Raw genomic sequence first — 14,552 nt, 5'->3', positions numbered from 1 at the left:
CCGCGGAATGCAGACGGGGGGTGTGCTGTTACACCACACGTAACTGATTGGCATGCGCGAGTCAAGGCTCACGCATGGTGGGTGGAGGAGGACCTCATGGCACGCAGCACCGCACGCCTGGTGGTCACGCTGAAATCGACGGCCGGTACCGGCGCGACGTATGCGACACGCAAGAACCGCGGCAACGACTCCGATCGCCTCGTCCTGCGCAAGTACGACCCGAAGGCGGGCAAGCACGTCACATTCCGCGAGGAGCGCTGACCTCATGCCGGCCACGCGTGGCCGGCGTTCTCGCAGAACTTTCTGCCGCACCCGAGGAGAGAACCCATGAGGACCGACATTCATCCCGCATCCCGTCCGGTCGTCTTCCGTGACCGTGCCGCGGACACGGCCTTCCTGACGCGATCAACGGCCGAGTCGACGAAAACCATCGCGTGGGAGGACGGCGCCGTCTACCCCGTCATCGACGTAGAGATCTCGTCGGCGAGTCACCCATTCCACACCGGGACCTCACGAGTCCTGGACACCGCTGGCCGCGTGGAGCGCTTCGAGCGCCGCTACAACCGGACCGCGACGAGCCGGACCTGAGTCACCCCAGAACGTCGCGTTCGATAGGAAGAGAGCCACCATGAAGGTACGCAATTCGCTTCGCTCACTGAAGTCCAAGCCCGGCGCCCAGGTGGTGCGCAGGCGTGGCGTGGTCTTCGTCGTGAACAAGAAGAACCCACGTCTCAAGGCCCGCCAGGGCTGATACAGGCAGATGGGAAGACATCCGGCCCGGCCCACCTGGGCCGGGCCGGCGAAGGTCGAACTCGCTGGGGTGGCGCGGTGGTTCGCCGGCCAGGTCGAGCGCGGTGAACAGTTCGTAGCGCACCGCGCGGGCGGTGGGCCGGGCCCGGAAGGCGACTCGGCGGACGTCCTCGCCGGGTTCGAGTGCGTGCAGGCAGGTGTTGACGGCGAGGGTCATGCCGAAGCCGGCGTCGCCGTACAGACACACCACCGCCCCGACCGCAGCCGCGTGCGCGACCGTCCGCAGCACTGACCGCACAGCGGATGTGTGCACCACCTGCGCACCCGGCACCAGGGCCGGGACCTGCGCCGGATGCTTCTGCTCACGCAGAAAAGCCTGCCCGCCTGTACCGTGGCCGGCCACGACGTTCAGGCTCAGCTCGCTGAGCGGATCGGGCCTGCGCGGCCCGGCCACCACAGGCCCCCGACCGACCATCAAAGCCAGGCCCGCCCGGCGGTCCTTGCGGATCACCCGGTGCGAGGTCGACGCCGACGGAACCGAGGCCCCGTTACTGACAGCGGCCAGCCGACGCCTCAGCTCAGCGACATTCCCTCCCACGTCGCCCAGCAGCGCCTACACCTCGTCCGACACCGCGTATCCCTGCGGGACCGGCGCCTCCTGCTGCCCGGTCGTCTTGGCCTGCTCCAGCCAGCGCCAGACCGTACGCTCCGAGACACCCACCGTCTCAGCGGCCGCACACACATGCCGCATGGCCGGCTCCCCCGTCCGCTGCCGCTCTAGCAGACGACGCACCACCAACCCCCTGGGTAGCACAGGCCCACGACCGGCCCTTACCTCTCGGTCCACCCCACGATCACATCCACCGGGCCCACCTCACCGCATAAGCATTCACGAAGCTGAGACACCATCGGCCGCTGTGCGATAAAGCCCTACGACAGCGATCCCACCCTTCAACCTCTCATCTCATGACAGCGGGCCGGCCACCCGCAAACACCCACTGACCAGCCGCGCAACACCACCCCCTGGGCCCGCTGGACCGACTCTCACCACCACCGACACCAACCCGAGAGATCGCACCAGGGCTGCGGCAAGGAAGTGATCAGTCAATGCCCATACCCCGTGCATTCAGCGGTGGTTGGGGTAGGCGGAGCACCAAGGTCGCACAACTGGTGGCGACAGGAGAGTGGAGACGCACATGGCAACGCAGAAGAGCACGAAGCCCAAGGCCGCCTCGGCCGCCGCCAAGGCCACGAAGAAGGGCAAGTCCGGATCGTCCAAGGCTGCCGCGGCCAGTGCCCTGTCACAGGCACCCGGCAAGAAGGGCACATCGGGCAAGACCAAGAGCAAGGCCGCCACCGGGGCCGGGAAGACCGTCGCCGCGAGGAGCGCGAGCAAGACGGAGAAGAAGGCCGCGGCCAGCGCGCTCTCCCAGACGCCCGCGAAGAAGCCGAGCAAGAAGACCCTCACACAGGCGGCCAAAACCCTGAGCGACTCCAAGGCGAAGAAGACCGACCGGTCCAAGGCCGCGCGCACGCTCGCCTCGGCCGCTGTCGCGGAACTCAAGTAGCCGGTCCCCGGCGTCGCAGCCACACGACGGTCAGCTGGTCCACCGCCTGCTCACCGGAGGTGGCTGCGCGCGGGGAACCGACGACCGCGCTCGACACCTCGGCAGTCTCGTGTGGATCAGTTGGTCGTTGGTGCGGGTGTGCCGTTGAATGATGTGCAGTGAGCGCGGATCGCGTCGTTGCTCCCGAACCGGACGCCGCAGTGGGGTGGTCGCTGGTGTGATGACCGGGAGGTGATCAACGCGATCTCCTTCACGTTCCGGACCGGCACTCAGCGGGTGCGTCTGCCTGAGAGGTACGGCACTGGCGGGGTGTCTGCAACCGGCTGGGGATGTGGGCGGTCGACGGCACCCGCGAGGGGGTTTTCACCGCGCTGATGGCCGTAGCCGACACCGATGAGGACCTCAACTGGGTGGTCTCGGTGGATTCCACGACTCCCTCGTCTGCTGGACAGCGAATCTGGTCCAGGAGCAACGCGCCCCCCGGACCCCGGACAGAGGGTGTAGCTCTCCGCTGTGCTGCCTTTCGCGTGGCAGGCGGTGAAGTACGCCGAGGGCGTCGGGGGGGCCCAGCCGCGGGCGCGCAGAGCGTGGGCGACGTCGGCGAGGTAGGAGCGTGCCTGGCGGCCACGCAGGAGACGTTCTGGCCGGTGACGCCGACCGAGTCCCGACGGCGTCCTGGATGATGTTCCAGGGACCAGGTGCACAGGTGCGACCGGTTCCGCCTCTTGCTCACCGCCCCCGGTCAGGGTCGAAGACCCGCGCGTCGCAACGTCAGCGTCGACAGGTCGGCGATGACGTCAGGGTCCCCGCGACGCCAGGCGTCGGCCAGGCCGCCCAGCGGCGTGGCAAGCGCGACCAGCGGCCGCTGCGGCCCGGTGAGCGCACGCAGCGCGAGGAGGTCGGCGCCACCGGGAGCATCGAAAAGGCGACGAGTGGTGGCGCTCCGCCGGATCCACCGCAGCCGTGGAACGAGCCACAACACCAGGATCAGGGCGGTCGGAAGGACGATCAGGGCGATCGTCGTGAGCGTGGCGACATGGCCCACGGTGTCCTGCAACGACTGTCCGGCCGCGGAGAGACTCGTGCCGGCCTCGGCCGCGGACTTGAGCGGCTTCTTCAACGAGTCACCGACGAACGGGACCTTCGAGGCCGCGTTGCCCGCATCGAAGAGACTGGAGGCAAGGCTGTCGCCCGCGCTCTCGGCTTTCCGGCCGGGCTCGGCCAACGTCAGGATCGCATCACGGACGACCAGGGCGAACTTCACCGTGCTCGCGATCAGGAGCAGAGCGATCAGATCCGCGATCAGCTGACGACCCCGGCGCGCTGGGCTTTGGGCGTAGAGACGCATAAACATGCTCCTGTTCCGATGGCGACATCGACAAAAGCCAACTCCGGACCGGTGGCACGCAGCTCGTGCCTGCGGGGATGACCGCGAGGATCGGCGGGTGGCTTGACGGTACATGGGACGCGCGGACGATATCCGGGGTACGCACGTTCAGGACCGGTCACGCCCTCCACCGGACCGGTCGACACGTGCACAGGACGGTGCTGGTCATGGTCGACCAGCCGGCCTCGATCGGAGCCCTGCCGCGGACCGGCTGCTGACGGCACTGAAGGATGTGGTGCGGCACGCCGACGGCCTGCACGACGCACCCGGGATCGACGTGCCCGTCCCGGACGAACTCCGCATGGACCAGCCCGCGTTGCCGCGCGACGCCTACTTCGACGACCACACCGACGTACCGGTGGAGCAGGCGGCGGGGCGCATCGCCGCCGAGATGATCACGCCGTACCCGCCGGGCATCCCGTCCGTCCTGCCGGGTGAACGGCTCACCGAGCCCGTACTCCGCTACCTCGTCACCGGCGTCCGGGCGGGCATGAACCTGCCGGACGCGGCCGCCCCCGGCCTGAAGACCGTACGGGTGGTCGCGGAACACGGCGGGTAAAGCAAGTCGCAGCGGCTCTCCACCTTCGTCGAACTGGCCGGCGGAGCCGTTTCGTCACCACTACGCCGTTCCGTGGTGTGCCCTGCCTCGCGGGCAACGGTCGTCAAAAAGGCACCGATCCAACAGCCCGGCACGGGAACGAAGGCATTGGCAGGTGGAGTGGTCGAGGAGGACTCGCACTGCGTGGGGCTGCCGTTCCGCAGCGTGCATGGAAGGGAGCCTGCACCGGATGCGGCCGGCACCCGACCAGACGTGCGACCTACCAGCAGAGCGATGCGCCGGTGGCAACTCGGCGCCCGTCAGACGCACTCCGGCACCCAGGTCCTGCACGCGGCCCTGCGCCGGGGCCTCCCCGTCGACGTACGCTGGATGACTCTGCCGGAAGCGGAGGAATTCGGCGCGCTGGCCCTGTTCGACGAGACGTACGGCGACATGGTGCGCGTAGTCGAGATCGGCGGCGCCTGGTCGCGCGAACTGTGCGGCGGCACGCACGTCCAGCACGCCTCGCCGATCGGCGTGCTCGCGCTGACCTCGGAGTCCCCGGTGGGTTCGGGAGGCCGAAAGAGCAGATCGAGACCGACCCGTAGCCGGCCAGCAGAACGACCTCCCGGCGGCCCCGGGGAAGAAACGTGCTCGCATCCCGGCAAAGGCGCGGCCGAACATCTGGTACGGCATCCAAGGGGCCCGACACCGCCACGATGAAGCGCCGAAGCGAACAGGGAAGGTGGCAGCCGAGGGTGACCTGAAGCCCACGCCCAGCATGGGGCGCCGTATCGGATTGAGGTCTCGAAGTCCGTACAGGACGGTGCACACGAACCACATGTCCAAGGCGCTAGCCACCCACGAGGGCGAGTGCGCTGAACGCATCCGCGGCGGGCCCATCTCAAGAGACCTCCACCAGTCTCGCTCGGACTGGCCTACGCAGCGGATAGCCGCACTCCATCGCACGCCTGGTGGCTGCTACGGTGCGGCTTCCCCGACCTGCCTCATACGCCGCGATAGACGAGCTTGGTGAAGAGGTCCGGTCCGATGAGTCCTTGTCCCCATTTGGCGTCGAAGGACTTGGTGGGCTTGGCCGCGATGACCTGGTCAACCGTGAGGCCCTTGTGCTTCAGGTCGGCGACACGGGCGCGAATGCCGACGAGCATGTCACGGAACTCCACCAGGTCGGCACGCCGTCCGACCGGCCCGTGCCCAGGAACGACAATCGTGCCGCCGCCCACCATGGCGATGTTCTGGTTTGCGTCCCGGATCATTCCGTCAATGCTGCCGCCGACCTCGTAGTCGATGAACGGGTAGAGATTGTTCCAGAAAGTGTCACCGGTGAACAGCACGTTCGCCCTGGTGAAATCAGCGGACAGGTCGCCGTCGGTGTGGCCGGGGCTGTAAGTGCGTAGTCGCACCGACTGGCCGTTTACGGTGAGCGTCTTTTCCGAGGAGACGGTCACCGTGGGACGAGCGGCGGCTGGGAGTGGGGTGAATGTGTGCGACCATTCGTTCACCCGGATGGTCTTGCTGAGATTGTCCAGCGTGTTCGGGGTGGAGATGATTTCCGCTCCGTGCTCGTGGACCCAGCCGTTTCCGCCTGTGTGGTCGAAATGCCAGTGGGTGTCCACGAGGTACCTGACGCGGGAAGCCCTGAGCTTTTTCAGGGTGTCTTCCAGCTTGTGGCGAGACACGGTCACACCGGCGTCCACCATGAGAGCGCCGCCCTTGCCCGGCAGCACACCGATATTGCCGCCCGATCCCTGGAGCAGATACACGCCGCCCCGGAGCGGCGTCACGGTGATGGGATCGCGGGCAGCGGCGGTATTGATCGCAGTGTAGGGATTCCTCTGCTTGTGCGGTTCGCTGGGCGACGGAGTACTGCCCGACTGGAGCGAACGCGGCGACGTGGTTTCATGGGCGCTGGATGAATGTGTGCTGCCCGATGCGAGCATGGGTGACGCGCCCAGTGTGCACGCCGCCAGCATCGAAGCTATCGCGACCTTCCCCGAGTTCTTCGTCCTACGTTCCATGACAAAGGCTCCCAGCATCGAAAACCCGTAAACGGATTGTTGTCCTTCTTGACCATGACCGGGGGTGCGGCGTCGGAGATGACGGCCTTGGACACACGGTGTGGCTTCGCCCGCGCCAGGTAATGGATGACGTCGGCGGCGTAGGTGTCCATCTCGTGCCCGCTCGACAACTGGCCGATGCGGAAGATCTCGATGCCGTCGGGTGTTGTCACCGTGCCCATGGCGAAACCTCCGGGTGATCGGCTGCGTGACCTGCCCCCAGGGCCCGTCGCGGCGCCGACATGACCGGCCCGCTCGGTCCGGATGTCCCCCCGGACAGAGCACCGGCCCCACCCCTGCCACGTTACGCACGCATCCATGGGGGTGCATGTCAGCGCCCTCGGGACCACGGACGCCGACGAGTGGCACGGACGGCTCGGCACTCACAGACTTGACGCAAGGCGGGGGCCCACCGCACGCCGCGCGTCCCGGGCCCCGGCGCCCACCCGGTGAGCCGCGCGTGGAGGAGCGATGTCCGCTCGACGTATCCCGCTGAACCTCTACGGCATACCCTTCGGCCTCGCCGGCCTCGCGGGCGTGTGGCTGACGGCGGCGGACGAACAGTACGCGAGCGTCGTGGTCGGCGAGGTGCTCGCCGGCCTGAGCGCCGTCGCCTGGGTGGTGGTCAGCGTCTGCTACGTCCGCTACGTATGCGGCGCGCCCCGGGCCCTGCGCACGGATCTGACCGACCCGGTCCTCTCACCCTTCGCCGCGCTCTTCGCCGTCACCCCCATGCTGCTCGCCGCGGAAGCCCTCACCCCTTACGCGCGCCCGCCCGCCACCGTCCTCGTAGACGTGTTTCTCGCGCTGACGTTCGTCCTGGGCGCGTGGTTCACCGGCCAGTGGATCTACGGCCCCCTCGCTGTGGACAACCTCCACCCCGGTTACTTCCTCCCCACCGTGGCGGGCGGCTTCGTGGCCGCGGGGAGTGCGGGAGCCGTCGGGCAGCATCGGCTCGCGTGGGTCATGTTCGGCCTCGGCCTAGTCTGCTGGGTGATCCTGGGCTCAATGATCCTGGGCCGGCTGTTCTTCGGACCGCCCCTGCCCACTCCTCTGGTGCCCACCCTGGCCATCGAGGTGGCACCCGCCGCGGTGGCGAGTGTCGCCTACTTCGCCCTCCACGGCCCCCGCATCGACGGGGTGGCGGCGGGACTCGCCGGATACGGCGCGCTGATGGTCGCCGCGCAGATCAGACTGATCCCCCTGTTCGCCCGACTCCCCTTCATGCCGGGCTTCTGGGCCTTCACCTTCTCCTGGGCAGCCGTCGTCAACGCGACGCTGCACTGGATCGACCAGCAGCGGCCCCCCGGCCACCAGGCCTACGTGTACGCACTTCTGATCGTCATCTCTCTTTCCTACCTGGCGGTCGCCGCACGCACCGCCGTGGCGCTGGCACGCGACGAACTCCTCCCACGACCGCCCGAGAACGCTGTCCCCCCTCCCACCAGGCGGTAGAGGGAGCAGCAGGCCACTCAGGCGGCGGCGCGGGTGCTCGGCTCACGCGAATGACACGAGAGTCGTTGGCCGGGGTGGGGTGCCGGGCCCCCGTACGCGGATGGCAGGGGCAGTCCTCCCGACGGCGGGTGGCCCCACCCGTCCGGGAGATGAGCGGGGCCCTTGCTATCGTGCGCCGATGTCAAAGATCAAGCAGTTCCAGGTGACCTTCGACTGCGCGGACCCCGCGCGTCTCGCCGGCTTCTGGTGCGAGGTGCTGGGGTATGTCGTACCTCCGATCCCGACGGGGTTCGCCACCTGGGATGACTACCATCGCTCGCTTCCGCCCGAGGATCAGGTGGTCTACTTCGCGTGCAGTGATCCCTCGGGTGTGGGCCCGCGCCTGCTCTTCCAGCGCGTCCCTGAAGGGAAGGTCGTCAAGAACCGGCTGCATCTCGACGTGCGGGCCGGTATCGGGCTCGTCGGCGAGGAGCGCCTGACCACGCTCGAAGCCGAATGCGCACGGCTGGTCGCGCTCGGCGCGGTACATGTGCGCACGATGCTTGCGGACGGCGAGAACGAGTCATGCATCGTGATGCAGGACATGGAGGGCAACGAGTTCTGTCTCGACTGAGCGCTCGACCTGCCGCGTCCTCCGAGTCGGCGGGGCAAAAGGCCGTCTCTCCTGGACCTCTCGGGTCTCGCACGCGGCGGGACTCATCCCGTAGGAGCAGCGGAACCAAGGCGTGGAAGTCCTGCACGCCCCCGGCCCGGGGACCGCGCCAGTCCGCATGAAGTAGCCATCAACTCGGTTGCCAAAGAGAGAAGTTGGCCTATTCTCGATTCTCCAGGGAGGAGCACGGGGCTTGTGACGACGCCATGTCCGCGACGGGCCGCGAAGTGGCAGGCGGACCTCGCGCTTCTCGCGCGCACCCGGACAGACCGACCGGGATGCGCCATGCGGTGAGATCGAAGGAGAACAAGCATGAGTCGAAGGCATCTGAGCCGTAGGGCGGCAAGCGCGGCCGCCGTCCTGGCCCTGGCATCGGGAGCGCTGGTCGCGGGCGCGCCGACCGCCTCCGCGGACGTGTGCGGCGGCCCCGGAGACTACCTGTGCGGCGCGGCGAAGAACCGCAGCGGCCGCACCATGAGCTACACGCTGAACCTCGGTGCCGGCGGCGGCTACTGCGACGTCTGGAACTGGGACGGCGGCACCTCGGAAAGCTTCAAGCACGCCAGATGCGACCAGAAGACGATCGGTAACGGAACGAAGGGCGGTAACGGCACGGGCGTGGACGTCGACGCCTTCACCTTCGCGTCCTACGGCTACCACGAGCGCTTCTCCCGCGTCGGCACCTGGCACTGGCGCCAGAAGGGCGTGTGGACGAAGATCCGCAGCGGAGAGATCGCCGACTGCGGTATCGGCGACGGCAACGAGATCTGGTGCACCCTGCTCGTGCAGTAGGGAGATCTCTTACGGGCGGCAGGCAGGCGTGATCATCCGTCAGCCAGTACGGTCCGCAGGCGGATCGGTGCTGTGCGGAGTCCGGTGCGCGGGGCGCCGGGCAGGGTGAGGGCAAGCGCCGGGCGGAGCGGGCGGTGAAGCAGGAAGAAGCAGATCGCAGGCACGCGGGGCGGCTGGTGCACGGAGTCAGGTGTTTCAGCCGCCCTGGCATTACGTACTCCCGCTCGTGCCGGACGTTGGCGTTCTCGGGCCCGACCTGGAGAGTCACTTCGGCGGCATCATCGCAGTCGTCCCGGTCGACCAGCCGCCCCACAGGCCGCCAGGAAGGTCGCGTGCCGACAAGGACCCCGGATCGCTCCGGACGGGCAAGCCCTCAGCATCAGGTGGCGGCGGGCTGCGGCTCGGCCTGCTCCGCCACGACGGTCGGAGTCGCTCGCCGGAACACGTCCTTCAGGTAGAGCACCAGAGCGGCGCCCAGGACCCACACCGGGAGGATGACCAGGGCGCGGGTCAGGCCGTCGTGCTGGAACCTGGACAGACCTTGCATCGCGCGGACGCCTATACCGACAGGCAGGATCTCGGACAACGGGCGCAGCCAGCCCGGCAGGTAGGCCGCGGGCATGATCCCGCCGCTGCTGCTGTTGCCGAGGATCAGTAGGAGGATCGAGGCGAGACTGACTCCGGCGGAGCCGAAGAGGCGCAGGAGCACCATGGTCGTGCCACCCACCGCTGCGCCCGTCAGCGCGGCGACGAGGGCGAGCGGGAGGAAGGGGCCGGGCAGCGCGCCGAAGCCGGTGCTTCCCGCGATGGTCGTGACCAGAACGCCGCCCACGGCACCGAACAGTGCAAGGCTGGCCATACGCCAGCGGTACTGCAGCTGGGGCGCCACTTGGTACGTCGTCATCCCGAAGAGGTAGCCGGCCAGGACCAGACCGAAAGCCGCGTAGAACACCGACAGTCCCCGTGTGTCTCCCGCCGCGGCCGGGGCCACGTCCTGCACGGAGAGATCATGGTGCTCCGCGTGTGCCACGGAGCCGAAGGCGGTGGTCACCGTCGCGGTGACGGAGGCTCCGTTGGCGCTGCCGTAGAGCAGGCGGCCCCGGCCGAGGTAGGCGGCGTACACGGACCGGTCCTGGACCGCTCGCCGGGCGGCCGACTCGTCGGGGTAGGTCTCCAGCGTGAAGCCGCCCGGGATCGCGCGGGCCAGGCCCTCACGCATGTGCGCCTGGTGCGTGCCGACCTCCGTCGTGCCCACGCGCAGCTCATGAGGGCGCGGCGCGTGGAAGGCGGCGAGATAGACACTGACGAACACAGTGCCGATCAGCAGAACGACCGCCACGGGCAGCAGAACGGCGCGTGGAACGCCTGGACGAGGAGGCCTATGGGCCACGTCCAGGGCGTGTTTGTGTGGTGGGCGGGTGCCGACTCGCTGGGACATGGAAAAGGCTCTCCGATTGGAAGTTAACTGATAATATCTGTACAGCATAATCAGTTGACTGACAAACGAGGCTTGCCACGTGAACCCCTTCGACCGGCGCACCGGCTACGTCGCCTGGCAGATCGGCCAGATCATGGCGTCGCGGATCGAGCGCACCCTGCGCCCGTTCCGGTTGACACTCGCCCAGAACAGCGCTCTAACGCAGGTCACCCTTGATCCAGGAGTCACCAGCGCCACCGCGGCACGCCGAGCGGCGATCACGCCGCAGTCCATGGGAACCGCGGTCAACGGGCTGGTCGAACGGGGACTCATCGAGCGTCGGAGCACTCCGGGTGATCGACGCACTCACCGACTGCACGCCACGGAGGCGGGCCGGCGCCTCGCGCGCGAGGCGGGCGAAGCGGTCGACACCGCCCACGCGGAAGCCCTGCGGGTACTGACGCCTGAGGAGCAGGAACGCGCGCACTCGCTGCTGATGAAGCTGTTGACGTCACTGAACCCTTCAGCGGTCAACGGCAGCACCCCCTGACAAGTCCACCGGCCGCTGCCTGTGGATCGGAAACGGGAGAGGCCCTGTCAGGGGGTCTGAACAGCCGACGTCCGCCGCTGCCGGCCCCACAGAACGCCGAGCGCATCGCCGGCGCGGTCGCAGGCAGAGGCGCCTCGCCGGGAGGGACCGCCCGGCGGGGCGCCTCATCGGCCCCGCTCACTGCCGCCGCGTGTCGCCCCTTCCACCAGCAGATACATGGACGACGCCCGCGCCTGCCCAGGTCAGACGAAGAGACCGGTGCGGTGGGTCAGAAGAAGCCGCCGTCCGCCTCGATGGTGCGGCCGGTGATGTACGAGGCGTCGTCGGAGACGAGGAAGGCGGTGACGGCCGCGATCTCCTCCGGACGGGCGAGACGGCCCAGGGCGCCGTGCGTCTTCAACCAGGCGTCCAGCGGGACGTCGAGCAACGGGTGCTTGTAGCTGAGGGCGTGGGTGTTGGCCATGTCGGTGACCGTTCCGCCGGGAGCGACGGCGTTGATCGTGATGCCGCGCGCACCGAGCTCCGGCGAAAGGTTGAGAACCATGCTGTTCACGGCTCCCTTACTGGCGGCGTACAGGGTGTGGTAGAAGATCGCCCGGCTGGCGCTGACCGATGAGGTCAGTACGATCCGTCCCCCCTCGGGCAGGTGCCGGGCCGCGTGCTGTACGGCGAAGAGCTGGCCGCGGGTGTTGACGGAGAAGACCCGGTCGAAGTCCTCTGGTGTGATCTCGTCTAGGCGGCCGAAGTGCTCGATCCCGGCGTTGCTCACCAGGATGTCGAGCTTGCCGTAGTGCTCGATGACCGCGTCGACGAGGCGTCCGCTCTGCTCCGGGTCGGACACGTCGGCCTGGACCGCTATCGCGTCGGTGCCGTTCTCCCTGAGTTCCGCGACCAGCTGTTCGGCGTCCGCGGCGCTACTGCGGTAGTTGATCGCGACCGCCGCTCCGTCCGCTGCCAGGCGTTCGGCCACGGCCTTGCCGATGCCACGCCCGGCTCCGGTGACGAGGGCGACCTTGCCAGTGAGTTTTCCCATGGTTGTTGCACTCCGTCCGAGGTTGAAGGAAGCGTGGAGCGAACGTCCTCACGCCCGCTCCTCGGTTCGGCCAGGGCCCGTGCGGCGACGTTCCGGCCCGCACGGCCGGTAAGCCGTCAGGTCTTAGCCGTCAGGTCTTAGCACCGCACGGCCCGCGCACGGCGCTCGATGGCCCGTCAAGGGACAGGTAGTCCGTGTACCCATGCTCGTCGCCAGCGTGGAAAGTGGCAGGACCGGTGGCGGAAAACGTCGTCAGCAGCGCTCCGGAACGCCCTGGCAGGTCGGTTTCCACGACGTCGTTGAATGGGTTGCCGGGCGAGAGGCCGGCTGTCGGCTGGCAACGCTTCCGCCGGGGCGCCGCCGCGTGAGCGACCGCAGGCTGTCGACCCGCCCGAAGTAGCGAGACCGAATGACTCACCTGGTCCTCGTGCACGGAGCATGGTTCGACGGCTGGGTGTGGCCGAGGGTCATTCCACCGCTGCTGGACCACGGACACCGGGTGACCGCAGCACGGCCGGACCCCTGGCTCCCCTCCCTCATGCCTGCCAGCGACGCAGCCGAAGATAGTCTTCCAGCGACAGAAGCCCGGGAAGCGATTCACGCAACCGGCCCAGGTCTGCCTCGTAGCCGGTGGTCTCGAACCATCGGTTCATCACGTACATCTCCTCACCCTGTCGCTCGCGGAAGTCGTCCCAGGAGATGTGCTGAACCGCGACCGGTCGCCGCAGGACACGAGTGAACGTCTCGGCGGTCTGTGCCATTGACAGCTCGTCCCCGGCCAGATCCACTGATCGGTCCTTCCACTGATCAGGGTCATTCAGGGCCAGCAGAGTGAAGGCACCGATGTCCTCGACACTGACCTGCTGTACGGGGCGCTCCGGCGACAGGGGCGTTACCAGAGAGCCGTCAGTGATTTGCTGCCGGGAGCCCTCCCAGTTCTCCATCAAGAACACCGGCCGCAGCACCGTGAAGGGGACCGTGCTCCGCGCGAGATACCGTTCGATCTCGTATTTGCTGTCAAAGTGCGGAATGCCGGTGTCCTTATCGGCGCTGCCCACGGAGCTGAACACGAAGTGTCCGATCCCGGCCTCTGCCGCAAGGTCGACCATGAGCTTCCCCTGCGCCACTTCTCCGTCGTAGCCCGCCTCGAAGAACTGCGTCACGCAGAACACCGCGCCCGTGTCCGCCAAGGCCCGACGCAGTGACTCCCGATCCGCCAGGTCCCCGGCCACCACCTGCGCGCCTTGTTCCGCAAGGGCACGGGCACCCGGCTTGCCGGGGTCGCGGGTCAGCGCCCGCACCGGCCAACCCGCCGCCAGCAGATGCCGTGCCACCGCTCCTCCCTGCTGCCCCGTGGCTCCGACCACCAGCACCACATCGCGCGCCTCGTCCGCAGCAGATGTCATCGTTCCTCCCTCTCCGCACCCGGGTCCCGGAGACAGTGCGGCCTTCCGTCAGCAGTGGCTCATCGGTACCACCGGTCACGGCGGAGGCAAACCACTCCTGGGCCGCGCCTTGTCCGAGGGGCGACCAGAGATTCCGGCGAGGGAGAAGCGGTTGACGACGGCGCCGCCGCCCTGGCCGGGTATGCGCCGGCGTCCTTCCGGAGCGCCCCGAAACGCGCGAGGTAGTGCCACACCTTCTTGACCGCCTGAGGGTCATGGTGGCCGGCGCGTGCGGCATCTCCGACGATGCGGGGATCGAGTACGCCGTCGACCGCGATCTGCGCGCCCAGTTCGACGTACTCCTGGCCGCGGTAGCCGGGATGACGGCGAAGTTCCTCGACGCTGAGACGGAACCCGGGGTGCCATTCCACGGGGCAGCCAAGGCGCAGGGCCGTGGCCTCGACGGGCGTGCCTCGGTAGCAGGGGTCCAGGACCAGCGCCTCCACATGGCTGCCCGGCCGCACCGGCCCGTGCACCTGCGCCTCGATGTGGTCGTCAAGATCGTCCTGGCGATCGGCGAGGGCAAGCTCGATGAGGCCCATGCGGTCCGCGACACCGAAGTCCGTGGGGTCAGCGGAGCTGTCCGGGTAGCAGAACGTGGTCCGTACCAGCACGTCAGCCGTCAGCCGGAAATGGGCGGAACCGAACCGCGGCGCCCCGCCGCCTGGCTTGCGGCGGTAGTTCAACGCCCCGTAGACCGGCCGCTCATGAGCAGGTGCTTCGTCGTACGTCCCGTTGAAGATCCGGCTCTCCCAGCGCCACCGGTCACCACCTGGATAGGCGGTAAGTCCACCGTTGCTGGTCCCGGTGACGAACTGCGAGCGGTAGACGCCGCAAAGCGGCGTGTAGTGAATTCCCACTGATGGAATGGGAATTCACTACACGCC

Annotated in this window: 16 protein-coding genes and 4 pseudogenes; 11 read left to right on the top strand and 9 right to left on the bottom strand. The window is 68.2% G+C overall.

From position 1 onward, the window contains the following. Positions 1–96 precede the first annotated feature (96 nt). The 4 genes from rpmG to ACFWN1_RS09435 all read left to right on the top strand — a co-directional run bounded on the left by rpmG (position 97) and on the right by ACFWN1_RS09435 (position 1,042). On the top strand, positions 97–261 hold the full coding sequence (gene rpmG, locus ACFWN1_RS09450) for a 50S ribosomal protein L33 (protein ID WP_384359532.1): 165 nt from the start codon (positions 97–99) through the stop codon (positions 259–261). A gap of 66 nt (positions 262–327) precedes the next feature. Next, positions 328–588: a type B 50S ribosomal protein L31 gene (locus tag ACFWN1_RS09445; RefSeq protein WP_384359531.1), complete on the top strand. Its 261-nt coding sequence runs from the start codon at positions 328–330 to the stop codon at positions 586–588. A 40-nt stretch (positions 589–628) separates the two neighbouring features. Continuing rightward, positions 629–751 (top strand): type B 50S ribosomal protein L36, encoded by a 123-nt coding sequence (gene ykgO / locus ACFWN1_RS09440; RefSeq protein WP_081220789.1) that lies wholly within the window; start codon positions 629–631, stop codon positions 749–751. A gap of 9 nt (positions 752–760) precedes the next feature. Further along, on the top strand, positions 761–1,042 hold the full coding sequence (locus ACFWN1_RS09435; RefSeq protein ID WP_384359530.1) for a hypothetical protein: 282 nt from the start codon (positions 761–763) through the stop codon (positions 1,040–1,042). A 321-nt stretch (positions 1,043–1,363) separates the two neighbouring features. Here the strand turns inward: ACFWN1_RS09435 and ACFWN1_RS09430 are convergent, their stop codons facing one another. Further along, positions 1,364–1,501, bottom strand: a complete 138-nt coding sequence (locus ACFWN1_RS09430) for a helix-turn-helix domain-containing protein (RefSeq protein ID WP_384359529.1) — start codon at positions 1,499–1,501, stop codon at positions 1,364–1,366. A 445-nt stretch (positions 1,502–1,946) separates the two neighbouring features. Here ACFWN1_RS09430 and ACFWN1_RS09425 point away from each other — a divergent pair, with 445 nt between their 5' ends. Then, the gene (locus ACFWN1_RS09425; protein ID WP_384359528.1) at positions 1,947–2,318 is read left to right on the top strand and encodes a hypothetical protein; all 372 of its coding nucleotides are present in this window, start codon (positions 1,947–1,949) and stop codon (positions 2,316–2,318) included. 742 nt (positions 2,319–3,060) lie between these two features. On the opposite strand, the gene ACFWN1_RS09420 is transcribed toward ACFWN1_RS09425, so the two are convergent. Then, complete coding sequence (locus ACFWN1_RS09420) at positions 3,061–3,666, bottom strand: hypothetical protein (protein ID WP_384359527.1); 606 nt, start codon at positions 3,664–3,666, stop codon at positions 3,061–3,063. A gap of 226 nt (positions 3,667–3,892) precedes the next feature. On the opposite strand from ACFWN1_RS09420, the pseudogene ACFWN1_RS09415 reads away from it, so the two are divergent. Further along, positions 3,893–4,264, top strand: a pseudogene (locus tag ACFWN1_RS09415) (ornithine decarboxylase); the annotation flags it as partial. 282 nt (positions 4,265–4,546) lie between these two features. Next, a pseudogene (locus ACFWN1_RS09410) lies at positions 4,547–4,828 on the top strand (alanine--tRNA ligase); the annotation flags it as partial. Here ACFWN1_RS09410 and ACFWN1_RS09405 read toward each other — a convergent pair. The 3 genes and pseudogenes from ACFWN1_RS09405 to ACFWN1_RS09395 all read right to left on the bottom strand — a co-directional run. Then, positions 4,821–5,021: pseudogene (locus ACFWN1_RS09405) on the bottom strand (ECF transporter S component); the annotation flags it as partial. The pseudogenes ACFWN1_RS09410 and ACFWN1_RS09405 sit on opposite strands and share 8 nt — an antisense overlap. Before the next feature lie 229 nt (positions 5,022–5,250). Next, a complete protein-coding gene (locus tag ACFWN1_RS09400; RefSeq protein ID WP_384359526.1) occupies positions 5,251–6,282 on the bottom strand; it encodes an MBL fold metallo-hydrolase in 1,032 nt (343 codons plus the stop codon). A 32-nt stretch (positions 6,283–6,314) separates the two neighbouring features. Continuing rightward, positions 6,315–6,503 (bottom strand): annotated as a pseudogene (locus ACFWN1_RS09395) (hypothetical protein); the annotation flags it as partial. 289 nt (positions 6,504–6,792) lie between these two features. Here ACFWN1_RS09395 and ACFWN1_RS09390 point away from each other — a divergent pair. From ACFWN1_RS09390 to ACFWN1_RS09380, 3 genes are all read left to right on the top strand, one after another. Then, on the top strand, positions 6,793–7,776 hold the full coding sequence (locus tag ACFWN1_RS09390) for a TDT family transporter (RefSeq protein ID WP_384359525.1): 984 nt from the start codon (positions 6,793–6,795) through the stop codon (positions 7,774–7,776). A gap of 178 nt (positions 7,777–7,954) precedes the next feature. After that, positions 7,955–8,389: a VOC family protein gene (locus tag ACFWN1_RS09385; RefSeq protein ID WP_384359524.1), complete on the top strand. Its 435-nt coding sequence runs from the start codon at positions 7,955–7,957 to the stop codon at positions 8,387–8,389. A gap of 351 nt (positions 8,390–8,740) precedes the next feature. Next, complete coding sequence (locus ACFWN1_RS09380; RefSeq protein ID WP_384359523.1) at positions 8,741–9,220, top strand: hypothetical protein; 480 nt, start codon at positions 8,741–8,743, stop codon at positions 9,218–9,220. A 379-nt stretch (positions 9,221–9,599) separates the two neighbouring features. Here the strand turns inward: ACFWN1_RS09380 and ACFWN1_RS09375 are convergent, their stop codons facing one another. Continuing rightward, the gene (locus ACFWN1_RS09375; protein ID WP_384359522.1) at positions 9,600–10,559 is read right to left on the bottom strand and encodes an ABC transporter permease; all 960 of its coding nucleotides are present in this window, start codon (positions 10,557–10,559) and stop codon (positions 9,600–9,602) included. Between the two features lie 178 nt (positions 10,560–10,737). Here ACFWN1_RS09375 and ACFWN1_RS09370 point away from each other — a divergent pair, with 178 nt between their 5' ends. Further along, the gene (locus ACFWN1_RS09370) at positions 10,738–11,187 is read left to right on the top strand and encodes a MarR family winged helix-turn-helix transcriptional regulator (RefSeq protein ID WP_384359521.1); all 450 of its coding nucleotides are present in this window, start codon (positions 10,738–10,740) and stop codon (positions 11,185–11,187) included. A gap of 268 nt (positions 11,188–11,455) precedes the next feature. Here the strand turns inward: ACFWN1_RS09370 and ACFWN1_RS09365 are convergent, their stop codons facing one another. The 3 genes from ACFWN1_RS09365 to ACFWN1_RS09355 all read right to left on the bottom strand — a co-directional run bounded on the left by ACFWN1_RS09365 (position 11,456) and on the right by ACFWN1_RS09355 (position 14,525). Continuing rightward, positions 11,456–12,220 carry an SDR family NAD(P)-dependent oxidoreductase gene (locus tag ACFWN1_RS09365; protein ID WP_384359520.1) on the bottom strand — a complete coding sequence of 255 codons (765 nt, stop codon included), beginning with the start codon at positions 12,218–12,220 and terminating at the stop codon, positions 11,456–11,458. 536 nt (positions 12,221–12,756) lie between these two features. Beyond that, a complete protein-coding gene (locus ACFWN1_RS09360) occupies positions 12,757–13,626 on the bottom strand; it encodes an NmrA/HSCARG family protein (protein WP_384359519.1) in 870 nt (289 codons plus the stop codon). Positions 13,627–13,685: 59 nt separating this feature from the next. Then, the gene (locus ACFWN1_RS09355) at positions 13,686–14,525 is read right to left on the bottom strand and encodes a DUF3626 domain-containing protein (protein WP_384359518.1); all 840 of its coding nucleotides are present in this window, start codon (positions 14,523–14,525) and stop codon (positions 13,686–13,688) included. Positions 14,526–14,552: the final 27 nt, after the last annotated feature.

It is taken from the genome of Streptomyces sp. NPDC058459 (genome assembly GCF_042721685.1).
Taxonomy (GTDB): domain Bacteria; phylum Actinomycetota; class Actinomycetes; order Streptomycetales; family Streptomycetaceae; genus Streptomyces.
This window is presented reverse-complemented; position numbering and strand designations above follow the sequence as displayed.